Consider the following 17132-nt stretch of genomic DNA (forward strand, 5'->3'; position numbering starts at 1 on the left):
TCGTTTCCCTACAATCCTGTCGACGCCTCGATCCTGAATTGCGCAAGCGCGCTCTGTGGATCGGTTTGCAAGAGCTGCATCAATTGCATCAGCGGTGCCTTGGCGCGCGGGGACAGCTTGATGGAAAGCGTCTGGCCCGGCGTCTCGACGAAGCGGGCGATCGCGTCCACGGCCGCGTTCGCATCCGGATTGGCGGAAGCAACTCGCTCGCGTCTAGCCTTGATGCTCTCGACGAGCGCCTGGCGTGCGGTATCGCGGCTGACATTCTGCATGCGCGCGAACTGCGCCGCGACGAGATCGACGACGCCGCTGTCGCGCAATGAGAATTCGAGCGTGCCCGCCTCGATCCGGGCCGCCTGGCCCATCAGCTGGGCGGGATCGGCTGAAAACACCTCGCGCGGCACGTTGCCGAGCGCGATGCGCAATTGCGCTCTTGCGATGCCTCCGATGTCGAGCGTCGCGGGCGTCAGAGCGAAGCTCTTGGACGCCTCGGTCCAGGCCGCGCCGAGATCGAAATCGATCGTGAGCTTGTCGATCCCGGCGGCGATCAATGGAAGCTGCTTTGGGTCGGATGGATCGGTCGGCGTGACAAATTTGGCAACCACATGCGCCTTGCTTGGGATCGAGCCGACCAGCTGCCCCCAGTCCAGGCTCAGCGTGTCGATCGTGACCAGCTTCTTGGTGGTCTTGAACGGCGCGGTCACGCCCTTGATCTCCGCGCCTGCGAGCACGCCGAACAGCCCGAGCATTTGATCCGGCGAGGGGGCCCGCCCGATATTCTTCGTGAGATCCGCTGCCCAGCGCATCAGGTTCGTCGCATTGAAGGACTTCAGCGCGAAGCGCTCCATCTTGAACTGCCCCCGCGGGGAGGGCGCGTCGACGCCTTCGACTGCGAATTCGCCGTCGCGGTACCTGACCACATTGATGTTGGCCGTCCCTTGCGGAGTCCCGATCGAGGTCTTGCCGATCTCGATCTTGCCGATGCGAAGGCCCTCATAGACGCCGGCCATTTTTTCGATCACGTCGCGCGCCTGGGCCGGCGTTGGAGGCACCGACGGATCCTTTGGCAGCACGGCAAACATCTCGCCCAGCCGGAATTTCGACGGCTGGACTGCGATATCGTCGATCGCGATGCCGTCGATCCGAAGGCGCATGTCCCCGGACGTCAGCGTGTATGGCCCCGTCGAAATTTGCCCGTAGACTTGATGGAAACTGTCGTCATTCGCCTTTTGTGGATCGAGAGCGGCGAGCGTGGCGACTGCGTCGAAATCGGTCATGGCAAGGTTCGACAGCTCACCCGTCAGCTTGTCGGACTTGCCGGCCTGGACCGTTGTGAACGTGAAGGTGAGCCGGTCCGCCTTGGTCGCCTCGACCTTGCCGCGCCTGAGATTTTTCATCACGAGGCCCGAATAGGCCAAATCGCCACCTTCCGGCTTGGCCACGCCGGGCTTGCCGGCGATGGTCACGGCAATGGTCGGCACTTCGATCGAGGACGCCGTGACGCTGTTGAACTGTTCGAGACCAAATCGATAGAGGTCGGTGATGTCGTTCGATGCAGGCAGGACCTGGGCCCGGATCGCCCCGGTGTAATCCCGTATCGTGGCCTGTGCGATCTTGTAGACCGCCTTGAGCGGCGATGGACCGACCGCACTGTCGATTGCGAACTCGATGCCTGCGACCTCGATGGCATCGGCTGAGAACTGTCCCTCGTCGAGCTGGCGCACACCGATCGCCTTGACGCCGGCGATCTTGACCTGCATCTGCGACTGCGCGCCCGGTTCGACCGCGATGTCCTCGATCGCCAGGGTGCGCGTGGGCAAATCGAACGCCACTTTGCCGTGGTTCGCCTTGCCGCCCTGCTTGCGCATCTGCTCGAACGCGGCCTCCACCTCGGCGGTGGTGCGATGCTGGACATAGAGATTGAAGCCGAGCCATCCGCCCGCGGCCACCACGGCCACGACGATCAGGCCGATCAGGATTCGCTTCATTCCCAGCTCCAGTTGCTCGTTTTGCACTGCGCAACCTGCCATATTCGCAAAGCAACGCGCGGTCTAGGGAAAGCTAGTGCTATCAGATATTTGACCGCGCGCCCTGTTGATGGGGACGCAATCGGATGTTGCCACCGGGGCGCCCGGCGTGCTTCATCCCGTTTCCATGACCCGGAAATACCACCCGAGGGCGGGCCGGTCAGGACAACGTAGTTTGAGGCCGGTAACGCGAAGCGAGACACCGCATGTCGTCTTATTCCGATGATCTCCACCAGGCGGCGCTCGCCTATCACCGTCTGCCACGCCCCGGGAAGCTCGAGATTCAGGCGAGCAAGCCGCTCGCCAATCAGCGCGACCTCGCGCTGGCCTATTCGCCCGGCGTCGCCGCCGCCTGCCTGGAGATCGCCAAGAATCCGGCGGAAGCGGCGACGCTGACGATCCGCTCCAATCTGGTCGCCGTGGTTTCGAACGGCACCGCCGTGCTCGGCCTCGGCAATATCGGCCCGCTGGCCTCGAAGCCGGTGATGGAGGGCAAGGCGGTCCTGTTCAAGAAATTCGCCGGCATCGACGTGTTCGACATCGAGATCGCGGCCGACACCATCGAGCGCGTGGTCGAGACCGTGGCCGCGCTCGAGCCGACCTTCGGCGGCATCAATCTCGAGGACATCCGCGGACCGGAATGCTTCGAGATCGAGGCGCAGCTCAAGGAGCGCATGAAGATCCCGGTCTTCCACGACGACCAGCACGGCACCGCGATCATCGTTGCCGCCGCCGTCACCAACGCCCTGCGACTCAACGGCAAGAACCTGTCGGACGTCAAGATCGTGGCATCGGGGGCAGGGGCCGCGGCGATCGCGACATTGAACCTGCTGGTGTCGATGGGCGCGCAGCGCAAGAACATCTGGGTCTGCGACATCGACGGCCTTGTTCACGAAGGCCGCAACACCACGATGGACCGTTGGAAGGCGGTCTATGCGCAGAAGACCGACAAGCGCACGCTCGCCGACGTCATCGGCGGCGCCGACATCTTCATCGGCCTCTCCGCACCGGGCGTGCTCAAGCCCGAGATGGCCAAGGTAATGGGCGACAAGCCGCTGATCATGGCGCTCGCCAACCCGACGCCGGAGATCATGCCGGAGGAGGCGCGCAAGGTGCGCCCCGACGCCATGATCTGCACCGGCCGCTCCGACTTTCCGAACCAGGTCAACAACGTCCTGTGCTTTCCCTTCATCTTCCGCGGCGCGCTCGACGTCGGCGCCAGCGCGATCAATGAGGAGATGAAGCTCGCCGCCGTCGAGGCCATCGCGCAGCTCGCGCGCGAGGCGCCGTCCGATGCGGTCGCGCAGGGCTTTGACACCGGCGAGACGCAAGGTTTCGGCCCGGGCTCGCTGATCCCGAGCCCCTTTGATCCGAGGTTGATCCTGCGCATCGCGCCGGCGGTGGCGAAGGCCGCGATGGAATCGGGCGTTGCGACCCGGCCCATCACCAATTTCGACGAGTACACCGCGCTGCTCGAGCGCTTCGCTTTCCGCTCCGGCCTCGTCATGAAGCCGATGTTCGCGAAGGCCAAGACCCAACCGGTGCGGGTGATCTACGCCGAAGGCGAGGACGAGCGCGTGCTGCGCGCGACCCAGGTGGTGCTGGAAGAGAAGCTGGCGACGCCGATCCTGGTCGGACGTCCGTCGGTGGTCGAGGCCCGCATCGAGCGCTTCGGCCTGTCGATCAAGGCCGGCAGGGACTTCGACCTCGTCAATCCCGAGGACGATCCGCGCTACCGCTCCTACGTGCAGTCCTATGTCGAGGTCGCCGGCCGCCGCGGCGTGACGCCGGATGCGGCGCGCACGGTGGTGCGCACCAACAACACCGTCATCGCGGCGCTCGCAGTGGTGCGCGGCGAGGCGGACGCCATGCTCTGCGGCGTCGAGGGCCGCTACATGAGCCATCTGCGCCATGTCCGCGAGATCGTCGGGTTCACGCCGGGGATCAGCGACTATGCGGCGCTGGCGCTGTTGATCACGAGCAAGGGCGCCTTCTTCATCGCCGACACCCAGGTGCGGCCCAATCCGAGCGCCGAAGAGCTCGCGGAGATCGCCTCGCTCGCGGCGGTCCACGTCCAACGCTTCAACATCAAGCCGAAGATCGCCTTCGTCTCGCATTCGGATTTCGGCAGCTACGACACGGAATCCTCGCGCAAGATGCGCCGAGCGACCCAGCTCCTGAAGGAGAAGCATCCGGAGCTCGAGGCCGACGGCGAGATGCAGGGCGACACCGCGCTCTCGGCCGCCGCACGCAAAATGGTGCTGCCGCACTCCAATCTCGAGGGCGAGGCCAACATCATGATCATGCCAAGCCTCGACACTGCCAACGTCGCCTATCAGATGATCAAGTCGCTGGCGGACGCGCTGCCCGTCGGTCCGATCCTGATCGGCCCGGCGCGCCCGGCCCACATCCTCACCCCGTCGGTGACGGCGCGCGGCATCCTCAACATGACCGCGGTGGCTGTGGTGGAAGCGCAGGAGCGCGCGTCGCGGCAGCAGCCGACGTTGTTTACGTAGGCCGCTACGTGGCTTTTCCCTCTCCCCTTGTGGGAGAGGGTGGCTTGCCGCGGAGCGGCGAGACGGGTGAGGGGTAGCTTCCGCGCACATCTCTCACGGTTGAATTTGCGGAGCGAGACCCCTCATCCGGCGCTTCGCGCCACCTTCTCCCACAAGGGGAGAAGGTGCAGTGCCGCGCCACCAACTTTGAATTACTTGCACTTAGCCATTTCCGCGTTTGTAAACCGACGAATGACTCTTCATAATCACCAAGTGCTTTCGCAAAAATCCGGTTTCAAAAAGCCTGAGCAAAGAGGCCGATCATGCCAGCGTTCGTGACTTTCGGGCGGATCCTGTTCGCCGTGTTGTTCATCTACACGGGTGCGGCAAGACTGTTTGCCATGCAGGCCACCGTTGATTTCATCGCCACCAAGGTCGTGGTGCCCGACATGATCGCGCCTTACGCCAAGCAGATCGAGACGGCGACGGCCATGACCACGCCGCAACTGCTTGCGATCGCGGTCGGTGTGCTCGAGATCATCGCGGGGGTGATGATCGCGCTGAATTTCGGGGCGCGGTTCTTCGCGATGCTGATGATCATCTATGTCGCGGTCGCGACCTTCCTGTTCTACGACTTCTGGAACCAGGTGCCACCTGACAATGGCAAGATGCTGGTCGAAGCGCTCAAGAACCTGTCGATCATCGGCGCGCTGTTCATGATCATGGGCTACGGCCGCGCCACGCGTCCGGCCGAGGCGGCCTACGGGGACGTGTAAGGGTTTAAACCACCCTACGTTCTACGCCACGGCGTCACCGTCACCCCATGCGCGGCGTCGAGCAGATACGGCGCACCCGGTTTCATGCCGTGTGAGGTCAGCACCTCCTGAGGCGTGCGCTCCGGTACTTCGACAAAACAGCCTTCGCCGCCGGGCAGCCGTAGGTGCGGGGCTTCCGACAGCCAGAACGTCTCGTAGCGGTCCATGAACATGTCGAACACGACGGGGCCGCCGATGACTGCGACGGTGCCGGAGGCGACATCGGCGAACGCGCAGGCGTCTTCGAAACTGGCGTGATCCGGATTCCACAAGGTCGCGTTCGGCATTTCGGGATCGACGGTCAGAGCCTTGATCTTGCGGGTCAGGATCAGGCGCTTGCGCTTAGGTGAATTCGGCTGCTGCTCGTGCGAGTGACGGCCGTGCACGATCAGCGCCGCGCGATCGAGCGCCTGCTCGAAGAACAGCTTGTCGCCTTCGAATTTGAGGCTGTCGGGCATGACATGGGCCGCGTCCGCGAGCATGCCGTCCGCGGAGACGATGACGTAGCCTTCGATCCGAAAGGACAATGGCGCGGCTATTCGGAAACCGTCGTCACGACGCTGTTGACCGGCCGGTTGCTCACCGTCGGCAGCTTGACGTCCTTGAGAAGTTCCTGGTCGTATTCCGGCAGCGTCGAGGCCGGGAACTTGGCGCGCATCGCCACCACCTTGTAACCGCCGGCCTTCAGGCGCTTGAGCAACTCGGGCAGGGCCTCCGCGGTGTGCTTCTGGAAGTCGTGCATCAGGATGATGCCCTTGCCCTTGCTGTCCAGCTTCTTCATGACGGTCTCGACCACCTTCTCGGGCTTCGAGGCCTTGAAGTCGAAGGAGTCGATGTCGCAGGAGAAGATCGCCGTGTTGCGATTGCCGAGATAGGTGACCATCTCCGGCGGATGCTGGAGCGCCGGGAAGCGGAAGAACGGCGAGGGCGAAATGCCGCCGAGCGCCCATTTCACCGCGGAAAGGCCCTTCTCGATCTCTTCCTTGCGCTGCGCTTCCGTGAGCTTCTTGTTGTTGAGGTTGGCGTGCGACCAGGTGTGGGTGCCCACGGTATGGCCGGCCGCGTAGACCTGCTTGAGGATCTCCGGCTCGTAGGTCGCGTGCTTGCCGATGGAGAAGAAGATGCCGGTGGTGCACTCGTCGGCGAGCGCCTTCAGCACCGCAGGCGTGTTCTTGGGCCAAGGTCCATCGTCGAAAGTCAGCACCACCTCCTTGTCGCGCAGGAAGTCGAGCTCCTTGAAATGCTCGAAGCCGAAGCCGGGACCACCGGTGGTGTCGATCTCGACAGTGCGGGCGACACCGAGTGCGCCTTGAGTGTTGCAAGCGGCACGGGCGGGCTGCGGCGCCTGTTTCGGCGGGGGCGGATTGACGAAGCCTGCCGGCGCGGCTGCTGCTGCTGGAGCGAGTGCCGGAGCCGCAGCGGGTGCAGCTGCGGCCGGCGTTGCCGCCGGTGCGGCCTGCGTCGCGACAGCGGGCTTTGCAGCCGGGGTCTGCGACCATGCCGCGCCCGTCATCGCCAGAGACATCGCGCTTGCTAAAATCAGTCCTGCCGCCACACGCATGGTGTTTGTCCTCGAGATTGATCCCGTTGTTTCACCGTGGCTTTTCGCCTCCGGCAAAACCATCCTGCCCCTAACGATCCTAGCCTAGATGGTGGGCCCTCGCCATTGCAACGGCTGTTTGGCGCCGCACCCCAATTGTGCCCAACCGGGTTGGAGGACGCGGGCGTCAAGTGTCGGCCAGCGCCTTGGCGATCGCCGTCTTGATCCGGGTGTCGGCAGGATCAACCGTGGATGCAAAGACATCGGCAATATAGCCGTCCCGGCCGATCAGATATTTGTGGAAGTTCCAGCGCGGAACTTCTCGCGGACGCGCCTCTGCTGCCCATCTGTAGAACGGATGCGCCTTCGCACCGATCACGACGGACTTGGCCGCGATCGGGAAGGTAACGCCGTATTGGTGATGGGCCGTCTCCGAGATCTCGCTGGTGCCGCCGGGCTCCTGTCCGCCAAAATCGTTGGAAGGCACGCCAATGACGGTGAGGCCGCGTTCGCGAAACTCGTTCCAGATGTCTTGCAGGCCGGCATATTGCGGCGTGTAACCGCAGAGCGAAGCGGTGTTGACCACCAGCAGCGGCTTGCTGGTGAAGGCTGCAAGGCGGATGTCGTCGCCTGACAATGCCGGGAAAGAGAAGGCGTAGGCGGAGATTCGGCTCATGCCGCCATCGGCAAGTGCGCCTCTAGCAGATGCGGTCGTCGCGACAAGCGCGGCGAGCATGGTTCTACGGTTCATCATGACGGCGTCCCCCGAAATGATCCGGGGCGCATGTTACCCCCGCCGCTGCGAGCGGCCTCGTCAACACCGCGTTATCGGACGCGGCGAGGCGCGTCAGTACAGGCGGACGATGAAGTCGGTACCTTCGCCGGTCTCGCCCTGGTTGATGCCTTGGTCGGAGACGATGATCGAGCCGCCCGATGTCAGCATTTCGTTGATCTTCGCGATCGTGTCGGCCGGGACCGAGACGCGGTCGAGGGCCTCGGCCGGGCTGTCCGGCGTGACCACAGGCTTTGCGGCCACGGGAATCACGGCCGCGCCACGCTGGCGGCCCGTCATGCGGCCGTCATCTTCGCGCGCGGCAGAGCGGACGGACACCGGCAAGGACACCACCGACCAATGCAGCGCATTGGAATCGGCCTTGTCGACTTCGGCGGTGAAGACATGTGTGCCGAGCGGTCGATCGCTCGCGGCGATCGTGACAGGCACCTCGAACAGCGGCGCAAAGTTCTGCCGCACGTAGAGCTTGGAATCCTTGCGGCTGATGAAGACCGCGATCTGGCCCGCGCGCTTGGGCGCTTCAGGTTTTGCCACGGGCGCCGGATCGGCGACGCGGGTCTCGTCCTTCTTGACGTCGGGCGTGGCCGCCTGCGCTGGCGCCGCGGCCGGTGCATCGGGCGTCTTCGCGGGATCGGACGTTGCCGTTTCGGACTTGGGCGTTTCGGCCTTCGGAGCTTCCGCGGCCTCGGCAGGCTTCGGGGCGTCTCCGGCCTGTGGCTTGGCTGCGTCCGCCGCTTCAGCGGTCCTGGTCTCGGGCTTTGCCGTTGTCTCGGTCTGGTCGGCCGATGCCTCGGCCTCCTCGCGGGCCGGCGCATATCCGGTGGTCACGTCCGACATCACGGTGTGGCCGACCGACGAACGCAACTCGAGCACGCCGTCGGCGCTGGCGGTCTTCGTTTCAACCGGCTTTGCTTCGGCGTCCGCGGTATTGGCCGCGCCCTTGTCGGCCTTGTCGCCGGCATTGGTCTGCGGCGCCAGGCTGGCGGCGGGTTGCGGCGGCACCCGCACCGAGGCAAGCAGCGGATGCGAGAAGTTCTGCGGCGACATCTGGCCGGGCGAAACGATCACGCGCGCGCCCATCCTGGTCCAGTTCCACATCTTCACCGCGAACGCCATCGGCATACGGATGCAGCCGTGCGAGGCCGGATAGCCCGGCAGCACGCCGGCATGCATGGCGACGCCCGACCAGGTGATCCGCTGCATGTACGGCATCGGCGCGCCGCTATAGATGTTGGAGTGGTGGAATTTGTGCTTCTGGATGACGCTGAACACACCCATCGGCGTCGAATGGCCCTTCATGCCCGTCGACACCGGGGATTCCGCGAACAATCCATTGGTGTCGTAGACCGTGACCTTCTGCCGGTCGATCGAGACGACGATGACGAGAGGACCTTGCGGTTTCGTGCCTGCTTCTTTTTCGGCAACAATGTCTTTCTTGCCGGCCGCACCGCGCTTCTGCGGCTTCTGGCGCGGGACTTCGGGATGGCGCTCCTGGCGCCCGTAGGACCCGTCGGAATAATCCGTCCAGTAATAAAACGCTGCGTCGGCCTGGCTAGCCGTGCCGATAGCACCCGCCGCCGTCAAAATGGCGATCTGCCAAAATCGCGCCGGCTTGGCAGAAAAACCAGACCCGTTCACGCTGTTCATCATCGAATCCATAATCCAAATCAGATGTTAGTCTCTCAGAGGGGATACGCGTTCACCAGCACTGCAGTTCTGCGATCAGCTACTTTTGTCCTAGGCGTAGCAAAAAAGCCTCACGGAGCGGTAAACGGCGGCCGTGTCGGCTTGCCAATCGTCTTCCTGATCGGTCGCCTCATGCCTACATTGCCTGGACTTGTTACCGGAGAACTTCATGTCATCTCGTTTCCCCAGTCTTTCCCGCATCCGCTTGAAAGGCCTTGCTTTATTCCTCCTGGCGCTAACCGTGCCGGCAGCGTCCGCCTTTGCCGCGGACGAGCCGGATCTGATCTTCCGCCGCTCGACCGTGTTCAAATGGATGAGCCCGAACGACAAGCTTGCGACCTACGGCCTCGACGACCCCGAAGTCGAGGGCGTGGCCTGCCATTTCACGGTGCCGGAGAAGGGCGGCTTCAAGGGCTGGCTGGGCCTTGCCGAGGAGGTCTCGGACATTTCGCTCGCCTGCCGTCAGGTCGGCCCGATCAAGTTCAAGAACAAGATGGAGCAGGGCGACGACATGTTCCGCCAGCGCCGCTCGCTGTTCTTCAAGAAGATGCAGATCGTGCGCGGCTGTGACGCCAAGCGCAACGTGCTGGTCTACATGGTCTATTCGGACAGGCTGATCGAGGGTTCGCCGAAGAACTCGACCTCGACCGTGCCGATCATGCCGTGGGGACTGGCGGACGCCAACGTCCAGAAGTGCGGAGAGTTCTTCACTCAGTGACGCGCCTGCGTTCACTCAGTGACGCGCTTGCGTTCACTCGCCGATGTCAGCGCGGCTGGCGCGCGGTTTTGCAAGATGCGAACCGGTCAGCCGCACGAATGACTGCGGCGTGGCCTCAAACCCACGGCTTGATTGCAGCGCCATTTCGCCAGGCGATGTGGCGCTGCTGCGAACAGGCCGTTGCTCCCAGCGGTCCGTTCGTTGGTCCGCATCGCGCGTCGTTGCGCGATTCTGCGCCGTCATGATGGCCGTTCCTCACATGAACGCGCTCGGCGATCCCCGGGCGTCTCGGTCTCGATAGCTTGGGTCGCAGTCGAAGCGCCCCCGGTTCGACAGGGCCCAGCCTTCGTTCGGTTACTCTTCAGCAGAAAAACGTAAAACGCATGTGAAGGGTGTGAGGCGGGATCATGACGGCGCCAGCGTTCCGGCGCGCATCCGAGCTCGCCCGGAACCTCCCAGACCGCATGGGCCGGGCGCACGCCCATCTGAAAAGATTGAGTTTTTTCGTCGAATATGTCGTCGCCGCGAACGGGACGAAACAATTCTCATAGAGATGAAACCATTTTCCGGCTTTGGCGCATCACGCGCGAAACCGCCCATGGTTATCAACCTCACAACGACGACGGCGCACGCCGGCCACAGAATTCGGAGAGAACTCCATGCGTACGCTCAGCCTCATCCTTGCTTTCGGTTTCGTGCTCGCCGGCTCCTCGTTCGCAGGCTCGCCGGACGGCAATGTCCCGGGTATCGGCACTTTCCAGTACAGCGGCTCGCCCATCATCACCCCGGCGCCGCAGCCGATCGTGGTTGCCGCGCGCTTCTGATCGCCAACAAGAAAAATCAGCCAATAAAGGCCATCATGCTTGTTCGTACCTGCGCTGCGGCGTTCATAACCCTTCTGACGATCAGTGCCGTTCAGGCGCAGGTGCGCTCTCCCTCCAGATTACCCGATCCCCGTACCGAGTTCGTGAGGCAATGCGCGCCGCGCATGCTCGGGCGGTGGGAGCATCCGGAAGAGGTCTGCGGCTGCCTGCACGATCATGCTGCCGCCGTCGTCGAGGATCGCGATCTCCGTGAGGCGCTGCTGCGCGGCATCAGCGAGACCGGGGTGCCGACGATCGAGACCGACTGGGTGCCGGCCGCAAAGCAGACCGAAATCGGCCCGACCTTCACCAAGATCGCCAAGCCGACCCTGCAATGCATGTTCGATCCGGCGAAGTAGCGCTCATCGCTTTGATTTCGGACCAAACCGCGACACGCAGGTGCTGGTCCGTGCGACGCCCTTGTCGGTCATCTTGGCGCCACGCACTTCCTTGACCTGTCCGGCGGGACAGGTTCCGTCGTCCACTTGCACGCGCTGGCCGAGCTTGAGATCGACGATGTCCTGCTCGCGTCCAACCGTCCCTGCGCGCGCCGTCGCGGAGAGTGCGATGAAGATCAGGAGCGAGAGGCAAGTCGCGCGGCGTAGCAGCATGGTGTGAGCTCCCGGCATCGGTGCCGCAATGTAGGGAGCGGCAGCCGATTCTCATAGTGAACGTTGGTCATGCCCGCCGGGCCGGCTTGCTCCTCACATGTAGGGCCGCTCGCGATTCCCGCGCGAGCCGCTCGGCGGATGCCACGAGCTTCGGAATCGCGTGGCCGGAAAATCCCAGCACGAAACCGGGCAGTGGACGTGAGCGTGAATAGGTGTCGGCCAACAGCCAGCCTTCGGCGCCGGCGGCCTGCTTGGCTTCTGCCGCCACATGCAGATCGACCGAGGGATCGAACCGGGCGACAAGATGCAGACCCTGTGACGGGACCGGCACCGACAGCACGCCGTCGGATGCGGCTTCGAGCGTCCCGGCCAGCGCATCGCGCGCCTCGCGGTAAAGTTTGCGCACGCGCTTCAGGTTCACCGCGAACGCGCCGGAATTGAGCATGTCGGCCACCGCGCCCTCCATCAGCGTGCCGGGAAAGCGGTCGAGCGCGGCCCGCGCGGCGGCGACATCCGCAATCAGGCGCTCGGGCAGGGCGCAATAGCCAATGCGCAGGCCCGGAAACAACGTCTTGGCGAACGTGCCCATGTAGATCACGCGCTGGAGGTGATCGATGCCGGCCAGCGACATCAGCGGCGCGCCGTCATAACGGAATTCGCTGTCGTAATCGTCTTCCAGCACGAAGGCGCCGGCCTGCCTGGCCCAGTCCAGCAGCTCGAGCCGCCGCAGCATCGACATCTGCACACCCAGCGGAAACTGGTGCGATGGCGTCACATAGGCTGCGCGCGCGGACGGCGCCGCTGCGCGGCCTCTGGCGACACGCATGCCGTGTGCGTCGACGGGAACGGACACGGCACGATAGCCGCAATGCGCGATGGTTTTGCGCGCGGCGGGGTAGCCTGGATCCTCGCACCAGACCTGGTCGTTGGGCTTCAGGATCGCGCTCAGCACGATGCGTAGCGCGTGCAGCGTGCCTGACGTCAGCATGATCTGATCGGGATCGCAGCGCAGGCCCCGCGCCGACAACAGATGATCGGCGATCGCCGCACGCAGCTCGCGGCTGCCGCGGGGGTCGCCATAGTGCAGATGCTCCGCGCCGAAGGCGCGCATGCGACGGCCGACAAAGGCCCGGAAACGCTGCACGGCACGCCCATCGATATGGGTGCAGCCGAGCGAAAACGCGCCTTGCCCCGGCGTTTCGACGCTGATCTTCGGCCGCTTCGGCTCGGCGCCGCGCGCGGGGATGCGCGCGGCGACGAACGTGCCGGAGCCGACGGTTGCGTCGGCAAAGCCGTCGGCGATCAGCCGCTCATAGGCGGTGACGACGGCATTGCGCCGAAAGCCGGTCTGTTTGGCCAGCGTGCGCGACGGCGGCAGCGGTTCGCCGGGTTTTACCAGACCTCCGACGATCATCTCGCACAGCGCCTGGTACAGCCGGTGCGCCGACGAGGCGCCAGCCGTGATGTGCGGGCCTGCGAGATCAAGCGGCAGCTCGGCCTTGGCCGGCGCGGGGACGGAATTGGTCGGAATTTTTCGCATGGAATTGGCACTATCGCAGACCAAATCCGCGGCTACAACTGCTCTGGAATTGTTTCAGATCCGACAGGAGCGGCCGTGAGCCAGACCGAGAGCGCAAATTCCTATCCGACGTCCGCACGCAATCAGGTGAAGCGCCGTCACGACCGCGGCTTCTACGATCACGCCACCGTTCATCGCATCCTGGATTCCTCGATGCTCTGCCACGTCTCCTACGCCATCGACGGCCAACCCTATTGCACACCGACCTTTTTCTGGCGCGAAGGGACGAAGCTGTATTGGCATGGCTCGAGCGCCAGCCGCATGCTGCGCAACCAGGCCCGGGGGGAACGTGTGTGCCTGACGGTCGCCCATCTCGACAGCCTGGTGCTGGCGCGCTGCGGGTTCAATCACTCTGCCGATTACCGCGCCGTGATGGCGTTCGGCACCGCCTATCTCGTCACCGATCCCGAGGAGAAGGAGCGCGCGGTCATCGCCATGGTCGACCGCTTCTTCCCGGATCGCACCGCGAGCTTGCGGGCGAGCAACACGCAGGAGATCAAGGCGACCTCCTTCATCGCGATGGAGATCGACGAAGCCTCCGCGAAAATCCGCGCCAAGGGTGTCGCCGACGACGACGAGGACTATGAATTGCCGATCTATGCCGAGCGCATCCCGGTGCGCACGGTGATTGGCGCGCCGGAACCTTGCCCGCGGCTGCTCGACGGCGTCAGCCGGCCGGCGACGCTGAATGGCTATTCGGAGGGCCGGCTGCTCGAAGATGCATTGCGGGATGCCTATTTTGCAGAGTACCCGAACGGCTGAAATCGGCTAGCTTGCGCTCCATCGATGATCTCAATGCCCGATTGGAGTTGCCCGATGAATGCCGAAACGCAGCAGAGGATTCTTGACGCCGTCGATGCCGGCTTCGAAGCCCAGCTTGCGACCACACGCGATTTCGTCGCGATCCCCTCGACCCGCGGTGCGGAGGGGCCGTGCCAGGACATGATCGGTGACCTCCTGCGCGCGCGCGGCTACGAGGTCGACGACTGGCACATCAATGTCGACGACCTCAAAGATCTGCGCGGCTTCGGTCCCATCGAGCACGATTTTTCGAAGGCGCGCACTGTGGTCGGCACGTACCGGCCCAAAACTGAGGCGGGCAAATCGCTGATCCTGCAGGGCCATTGCGACGTGGTGCCCGCGGGGCCGCTGGAATTGTGGGACACCCCACCGTTTTCGCCCGTCATCAAGGACGGCAAGATGTTCGGCCGCGGTGCCTGCGACATGAAGTCGGGCACCATCGGTGCGCTTTATGCTTTGGATGCGATCAAGGCCGCGGGCCTCAAGCCGACGGCGCGGATCCACTTCCAGTCCGTGATCGAGGAGGAGAGCACCGGCGTCGGCGCGCTCTCGACGCTTCAACGCGGCTATCGTGCGGATGCTTGCTTCATTCCTGAACCGACCGGCGGCAAGATGGTGCGCTCGCAGGTCGGCGTGATCTGGTTCCGCCTGCGCGTGAAGGGCCATCCGACCCATGTCGCCTTCGCCGGCTCCGGCGCGAACGCAATCATGGCGGCCTATCACTTGATCCAAGCGCTGCAAAAACTCGAGATCGAGTGGAACGAGCGCGCGAAAGCCGATCGTCACTTCAAGACGTTGAACCATCCGATCAACTTCAACCCCGGCATCATCAAGGGCGGCGACTGGGCCTCCAGCGTGCCGGCCTGGTGCGACGTCGATTGCCGGATTGCCGTGTTGCCGGGCTGGTCGATCGCCGATCACCAGAAGGAGATCATGGCCTGCGTTGCTGCTGCCGCGCGCAACCACCGCTTCCTCGCCAACAATCCCCCGGAGGTCGAATGGTCGGGCTTTTTGTCCGAAGGCTACGAGCTGACCGATGCTGCCGCGCCCGAGGCGGCGTTCGGCAAGGCCTTCAACACCGTCTATGGCGGCGCAGTTGAAGACCTCGTCTTCACCGCGCTCACCGACACGCGCTTCTATGGCCTCAATCACGGCATTCCGAGCCTGTGCTTCGGCGCGAGTGGCGGCGAGATGCACGGCTTCAATGAATACGTCGATCTGGACTCGTTGAAGAAGACGACCAAGGCGATGGCGCTGTTCATCGCGGATTGGTGCGGAGTGGAGAAGGCGTAGCTCTCTTTCCGCCGTCATTGCGAGGAGCCCTTGCGACGAAGCAATCCAGAGTGCCACCGCGGAGGCAGACTGAATTGCTTCGCTGCGCTCGCAATGACGGAGGCTGCCCAATCCACCGGCTTTACCAGATGCTTTAAGCTTAAAAGAAAGACTAGGATGCCGCTCGCGGCGGTGGCAGACTGGCGGCAAGTCCACAAGGCCTTGAGTCCGCCGAGGAAGCAACGATGCGCGATTGGGATGACGCTTACGCCAATTCGGCCCATATCCCGGGCTCGGACAAGATACCGGCGCTGTGGGCCTCGCGGGCGGAGGCTTATCGCGCCGGGCTGAAGGAGTTTCGTGCCGACATCGCCTATGGCCCCGGCGAGCGCCAGCGCCTCGACCTCGTCCTGCCCGACGGCGACAGCAAGGGCCTCGTCGTGTTCGTCCACGGCGGCTACTGGATGCGCTTCGACAAATCGACATGGACCGATCTCGCCGAAGGCGCGCGCCATCACGGCTGGACGGTGGCATTGCCGAGCTACACTCTGACGCCGGCCGCCCGCATCTCCGACATTACGGCGGAAATCACCACAGCGATCGCCAAGGCGGCCGCGCTCGTCGCGGGCCCGATCCGGCTCGCCGGCCATTCCGCGGGCGGCCATCTCGTCACGCGCATGCTGTGTGACGACAGCCGGCTCGATCCTGCCGTTGCCAACCGCATCGCCGGCACGCTCTCCATCAGCGGCCTGCATGATCTGCGTCCGTTGCTCAAGACCAGGATGAACGAGACGCTGCGCATGACGATGGAGGAGGCGACGCTGGAAAGCGCGGCCCTGCATCTGCCACGCGGGCCTTCGCCGGTGACCGCCTGGGTCGGTGGCAACGAGCGGCCCGAATTCATCCGCCAGTCCGATCTGATGGCCAATATCTGGACTGGATTCGATGTGCCGACGCGTCTTGTCGTCGATCCCGGACTGAACCATTTCACCGTGATCGACGCCCTTAATGACCCGTCGTCGCCCATCACCGCGCGCCTGATCGGCCTCGACTGACGAGGCCGGAAGATCGATCGAAAGGGCCTGTCATGACGTCCAGCGAATACGATCCCGCAAGCGAAGGCGCCGAGACCGACTTCGCCCGGCGCATGTCCTATGGCAGCTATCTGGCGCTGGACGCGATCCTCGGCGCGCAGCATCCGCTGTCGGAAGCGCATGACGAGATGCTGTTCATCATCCAGCATCAGACTACCGAACTCTGGATGCGGCTCGCCATCCACGAACTCAGCGCCGCACGCCGTTCGATCGCGAAGGACGAGGTGCAGCCTGCGATGAAGATGCTGGCACGGATGTCGCGCATCTTCGAGCAGCTCAACGGCGCCTGGGACGTGCTGCGCACCATGACGCCGAGCGAGTATACGCGCTTCCGCTCGCAGCTTGGCCAGTCCTCGGGCTTCCAGTCGCGGCAATACCGGCTGATCGAATTCCTGCTCGGCAACCGCAACCACGCCATGCTCAAGCCGCACGCGCACGATCTGGAAACGACGCAGCTGCTCGAAGCCGAGCTCGCGACGCCAAGCCTCTATGACGAGGTGCTCCGGCTCGCCGACCGCAACGGGCTCAAGATGCCTGCGACCGTGCTGGCGCGCGATGTTCGCGAGACTCATAGCTTCAACGAAGGTGTGCTGCAGGCCTGGCGTATCGTCTACGAGGCGCCGGAAACGCACTGGATGCTCTACGAGCTCGCCGAGAAGCTGGTCGATTTCGAGGATTATTTCCGGCGCTGGCGCTTCAACCACGTGACGACAGTCGAGCGCGTCATCGGCTTCAAGCGCGGCACCGGCGGCACCGGCGGCGTCAGCTACCTCAAGCGGATGCTGGAGGTCGAGCTATTCCCCGAACTCTGGCGCGTGCGCACGATTCTGTAGAGAGT

General features: G+C 64.1%; 17 protein-coding genes. 9 read left to right on the forward strand and 8 right to left on the reverse strand.

From position 1 onward, the window contains the following. Nucleotides 1-8: 8 nt before the first annotated feature. On the reverse strand, nucleotides 9-1988 hold the full coding sequence (locus tag C7G41_RS15150) for a hypothetical protein (protein WP_106943321.1): 1980 nt from the start codon (nucleotides 1986-1988) through the stop codon (nucleotides 9-11). Between the two features lie 245 nt (nucleotides 1989-2233). Between C7G41_RS15150 and C7G41_RS15155 the strand changes: the two genes are divergently transcribed. Both C7G41_RS15155 and C7G41_RS15160 read left to right on the forward strand, forming a co-directional pair. Next, on the forward strand, nucleotides 2234-4543 hold the full coding sequence (locus C7G41_RS15155) for an NADP-dependent malic enzyme (protein WP_106943322.1): 2310 nt from the start codon (nucleotides 2234-2236) through the stop codon (nucleotides 4541-4543). A 302-nt stretch (nucleotides 4544-4845) separates the two neighbouring features. Next, complete coding sequence (locus tag C7G41_RS15160; RefSeq protein WP_106943323.1) at nucleotides 4846-5298, forward strand: DoxX family protein; 453 nt, start codon at nucleotides 4846-4848, stop codon at nucleotides 5296-5298. Nucleotides 5299-5312: 14 nt separating this feature from the next. Here C7G41_RS15160 and C7G41_RS15165 read toward each other — a convergent pair whose 3' ends face one another. The 4 genes from C7G41_RS15165 to C7G41_RS15180 all read right to left on the reverse strand — a co-directional run bounded on the left by C7G41_RS15165 (nucleotide 5313) and on the right by C7G41_RS15180 (nucleotide 9317). Continuing rightward, nucleotides 5313-5864 (reverse strand): dihydrofolate reductase, encoded by a 552-nt coding sequence (locus C7G41_RS15165; RefSeq protein WP_199198385.1) that lies wholly within the window; start codon nucleotides 5862-5864, stop codon nucleotides 5313-5315. Nucleotides 5865-5872: 8 nt separating this feature from the next. Next, the gene (locus C7G41_RS15170) at nucleotides 5873-6898 is read right to left on the reverse strand and encodes a polysaccharide deacetylase family protein (protein WP_106943324.1); all 1026 of its coding nucleotides are present in this window, start codon (nucleotides 6896-6898) and stop codon (nucleotides 5873-5875) included. 166 nt (nucleotides 6899-7064) lie between these two features. Then, entirely contained in the window at nucleotides 7065-7631 is a 567-nt protein-coding gene (locus C7G41_RS15175; protein WP_106943325.1) for a glutathione peroxidase, read from the reverse strand. A gap of 93 nt (nucleotides 7632-7724) precedes the next feature. Next, complete coding sequence (locus C7G41_RS15180; protein WP_199198437.1) at nucleotides 7725-9317, reverse strand: L,D-transpeptidase; 1593 nt, start codon at nucleotides 9315-9317, stop codon at nucleotides 7725-7727. 208 nt (nucleotides 9318-9525) lie between these two features. Here C7G41_RS15180 and C7G41_RS15185 point away from each other — a divergent pair, with 208 nt between their 5' ends. Next, entirely contained in the window at nucleotides 9526-10074 is a 549-nt protein-coding gene (locus tag C7G41_RS15185; protein WP_106943327.1) for a CreA family protein, read from the forward strand. Between the two features lie 33 nt (nucleotides 10075-10107). Here the strand turns inward: C7G41_RS15185 and C7G41_RS15190 are convergent, their stop codons facing one another. Continuing rightward, entirely contained in the window at nucleotides 10108-10317 is a 210-nt protein-coding gene (locus tag C7G41_RS15190) for a hypothetical protein (protein WP_106943328.1), read from the reverse strand. A gap of 416 nt (nucleotides 10318-10733) precedes the next feature. On the opposite strand from C7G41_RS15190, the gene C7G41_RS37795 reads away from it, so the two are divergent. Both C7G41_RS37795 and C7G41_RS15195 read left to right on the forward strand, forming a co-directional pair. After that, on the forward strand, nucleotides 10734-10898 hold the full coding sequence (locus C7G41_RS37795) for a hypothetical protein (protein WP_199198386.1): 165 nt from the start codon (nucleotides 10734-10736) through the stop codon (nucleotides 10896-10898). Between the two features lie 35 nt (nucleotides 10899-10933). Then, entirely contained in the window at nucleotides 10934-11296 is a 363-nt protein-coding gene (locus C7G41_RS15195) for a hypothetical protein (RefSeq protein WP_106943329.1), read from the forward strand. A gap of 3 nt (nucleotides 11297-11299) precedes the next feature. Here C7G41_RS15195 and C7G41_RS15200 read toward each other — a convergent pair whose 3' ends face one another. Then, nucleotides 11300-11548 carry a DUF6719 family protein gene (locus tag C7G41_RS15200; protein WP_106943330.1) on the reverse strand — a complete coding sequence of 83 codons (249 nt, stop codon included), beginning with the start codon at nucleotides 11546-11548 and terminating at the stop codon, nucleotides 11300-11302. A gap of 67 nt (nucleotides 11549-11615) precedes the next feature. Further along, a complete protein-coding gene (locus tag C7G41_RS15205; RefSeq protein WP_106943331.1) occupies nucleotides 11616-13088 on the reverse strand; it encodes a PLP-dependent aminotransferase family protein in 1473 nt (490 codons plus the stop codon). Nucleotides 13089-13163: 75 nt separating this feature from the next. Here C7G41_RS15205 and C7G41_RS15210 point away from each other — a divergent pair, with 75 nt between their 5' ends. The 4 genes from C7G41_RS15210 to kynA all read left to right on the forward strand — a co-directional run bounded on the left by C7G41_RS15210 (nucleotide 13164) and on the right by kynA (nucleotide 17127). Next, a complete protein-coding gene (locus C7G41_RS15210; RefSeq protein ID WP_106943332.1) occupies nucleotides 13164-13889 on the forward strand; it encodes a pyridoxamine 5'-phosphate oxidase family protein in 726 nt (241 codons plus the stop codon). 54 nt (nucleotides 13890-13943) lie between these two features. Then, nucleotides 13944-15221, forward strand: a complete 1278-nt coding sequence (locus C7G41_RS15215; RefSeq protein ID WP_106943333.1) for an ArgE/DapE family deacylase — start codon at nucleotides 13944-13946, stop codon at nucleotides 15219-15221. A gap of 224 nt (nucleotides 15222-15445) precedes the next feature. Next, nucleotides 15446-16255 carry an alpha/beta hydrolase gene (locus C7G41_RS15220; RefSeq protein WP_106943334.1) on the forward strand — a complete coding sequence of 270 codons (810 nt, stop codon included), beginning with the start codon at nucleotides 15446-15448 and terminating at the stop codon, nucleotides 16253-16255. Between the two features lie 32 nt (nucleotides 16256-16287). Then, the gene (gene kynA / locus C7G41_RS15225; RefSeq protein ID WP_106943335.1) at nucleotides 16288-17127 is read left to right on the forward strand and encodes a tryptophan 2,3-dioxygenase; all 840 of its coding nucleotides are present in this window, start codon (nucleotides 16288-16290) and stop codon (nucleotides 17125-17127) included. Nucleotides 17128-17132 lie beyond the last annotated feature (5 nt).

The organism is Bradyrhizobium sp. MOS002, assembly GCF_003020115.1.
In the GTDB taxonomy this organism is placed as follows: domain Bacteria; phylum Pseudomonadota; class Alphaproteobacteria; order Rhizobiales; family Xanthobacteraceae; genus Bradyrhizobium.

Excerpts from the sequence above, each read along its gene's own strand:
- C7G41_RS15200 (WP_106943330.1), bottom strand. The coding sequence starts at position 11,548 with ATGCTGCTACGCCGCGCGACTTGCCTCTCGCTCCTGATCTTCATCGCA.
- C7G41_RS15215 (WP_106943333.1), top strand. The coding sequence starts at position 13,944 with ATGAATGCCGAAACGCAGCAGAGGATTCTTGACGCCGTCGATGCCGGC.
- kynA (WP_106943335.1), top strand. The coding sequence starts at position 16,288 with ATGACGTCCAGCGAATACGATCCCGCAAGCGAAGGCGCCGAGACCGAC.
- C7G41_RS15205 (WP_106943331.1), bottom strand. The coding sequence starts at position 13,088 with ATGCGAAAAATTCCGACCAATTCCGTCCCCGCGCCGGCCAAGGCCGAG.
- C7G41_RS15155 (WP_106943322.1), top strand. The coding sequence starts at position 2,234 with ATGTCGTCTTATTCCGATGATCTCCACCAGGCGGCGCTCGCCTATCAC.
- C7G41_RS15170 (WP_106943324.1), bottom strand. The coding sequence starts at position 6,898 with ATGCGTGTGGCGGCAGGACTGATTTTAGCAAGCGCGATGTCTCTGGCG.
- C7G41_RS15220 (WP_106943334.1), top strand. The coding sequence starts at position 15,446 with ATGCGCGATTGGGATGACGCTTACGCCAATTCGGCCCATATCCCGGGC.
- C7G41_RS15190 (WP_106943328.1), bottom strand. The coding sequence starts at position 10,317 with ATGACGGCGCAGAATCGCGCAACGACGCGCGATGCGGACCAACGAACG.
- C7G41_RS15160 (WP_106943323.1), top strand. The coding sequence starts at position 4,846 with ATGCCAGCGTTCGTGACTTTCGGGCGGATCCTGTTCGCCGTGTTGTTC.
- C7G41_RS15185 (WP_106943327.1), top strand. The coding sequence starts at position 9,526 with ATGTCATCTCGTTTCCCCAGTCTTTCCCGCATCCGCTTGAAAGGCCTT.
- C7G41_RS15150 (WP_106943321.1), bottom strand. The coding sequence starts at position 1,988 with ATGAAGCGAATCCTGATCGGCCTGATCGTCGTGGCCGTGGTGGCCGCG.
- C7G41_RS15180 (WP_199198437.1), bottom strand. The coding sequence starts at position 9,317 with ATGAACAGCGTGAACGGGTCTGGTTTTTCTGCCAAGCCGGCGCGATTT.
- C7G41_RS15175 (WP_106943325.1), bottom strand. The coding sequence starts at position 7,631 with ATGATGAACCGTAGAACCATGCTCGCCGCGCTTGTCGCGACGACCGCA.
- C7G41_RS37795 (WP_199198386.1), top strand. The coding sequence starts at position 10,734 with ATGCGTACGCTCAGCCTCATCCTTGCTTTCGGTTTCGTGCTCGCCGGC.
- C7G41_RS15195 (WP_106943329.1), top strand. The coding sequence starts at position 10,934 with ATGCTTGTTCGTACCTGCGCTGCGGCGTTCATAACCCTTCTGACGATC.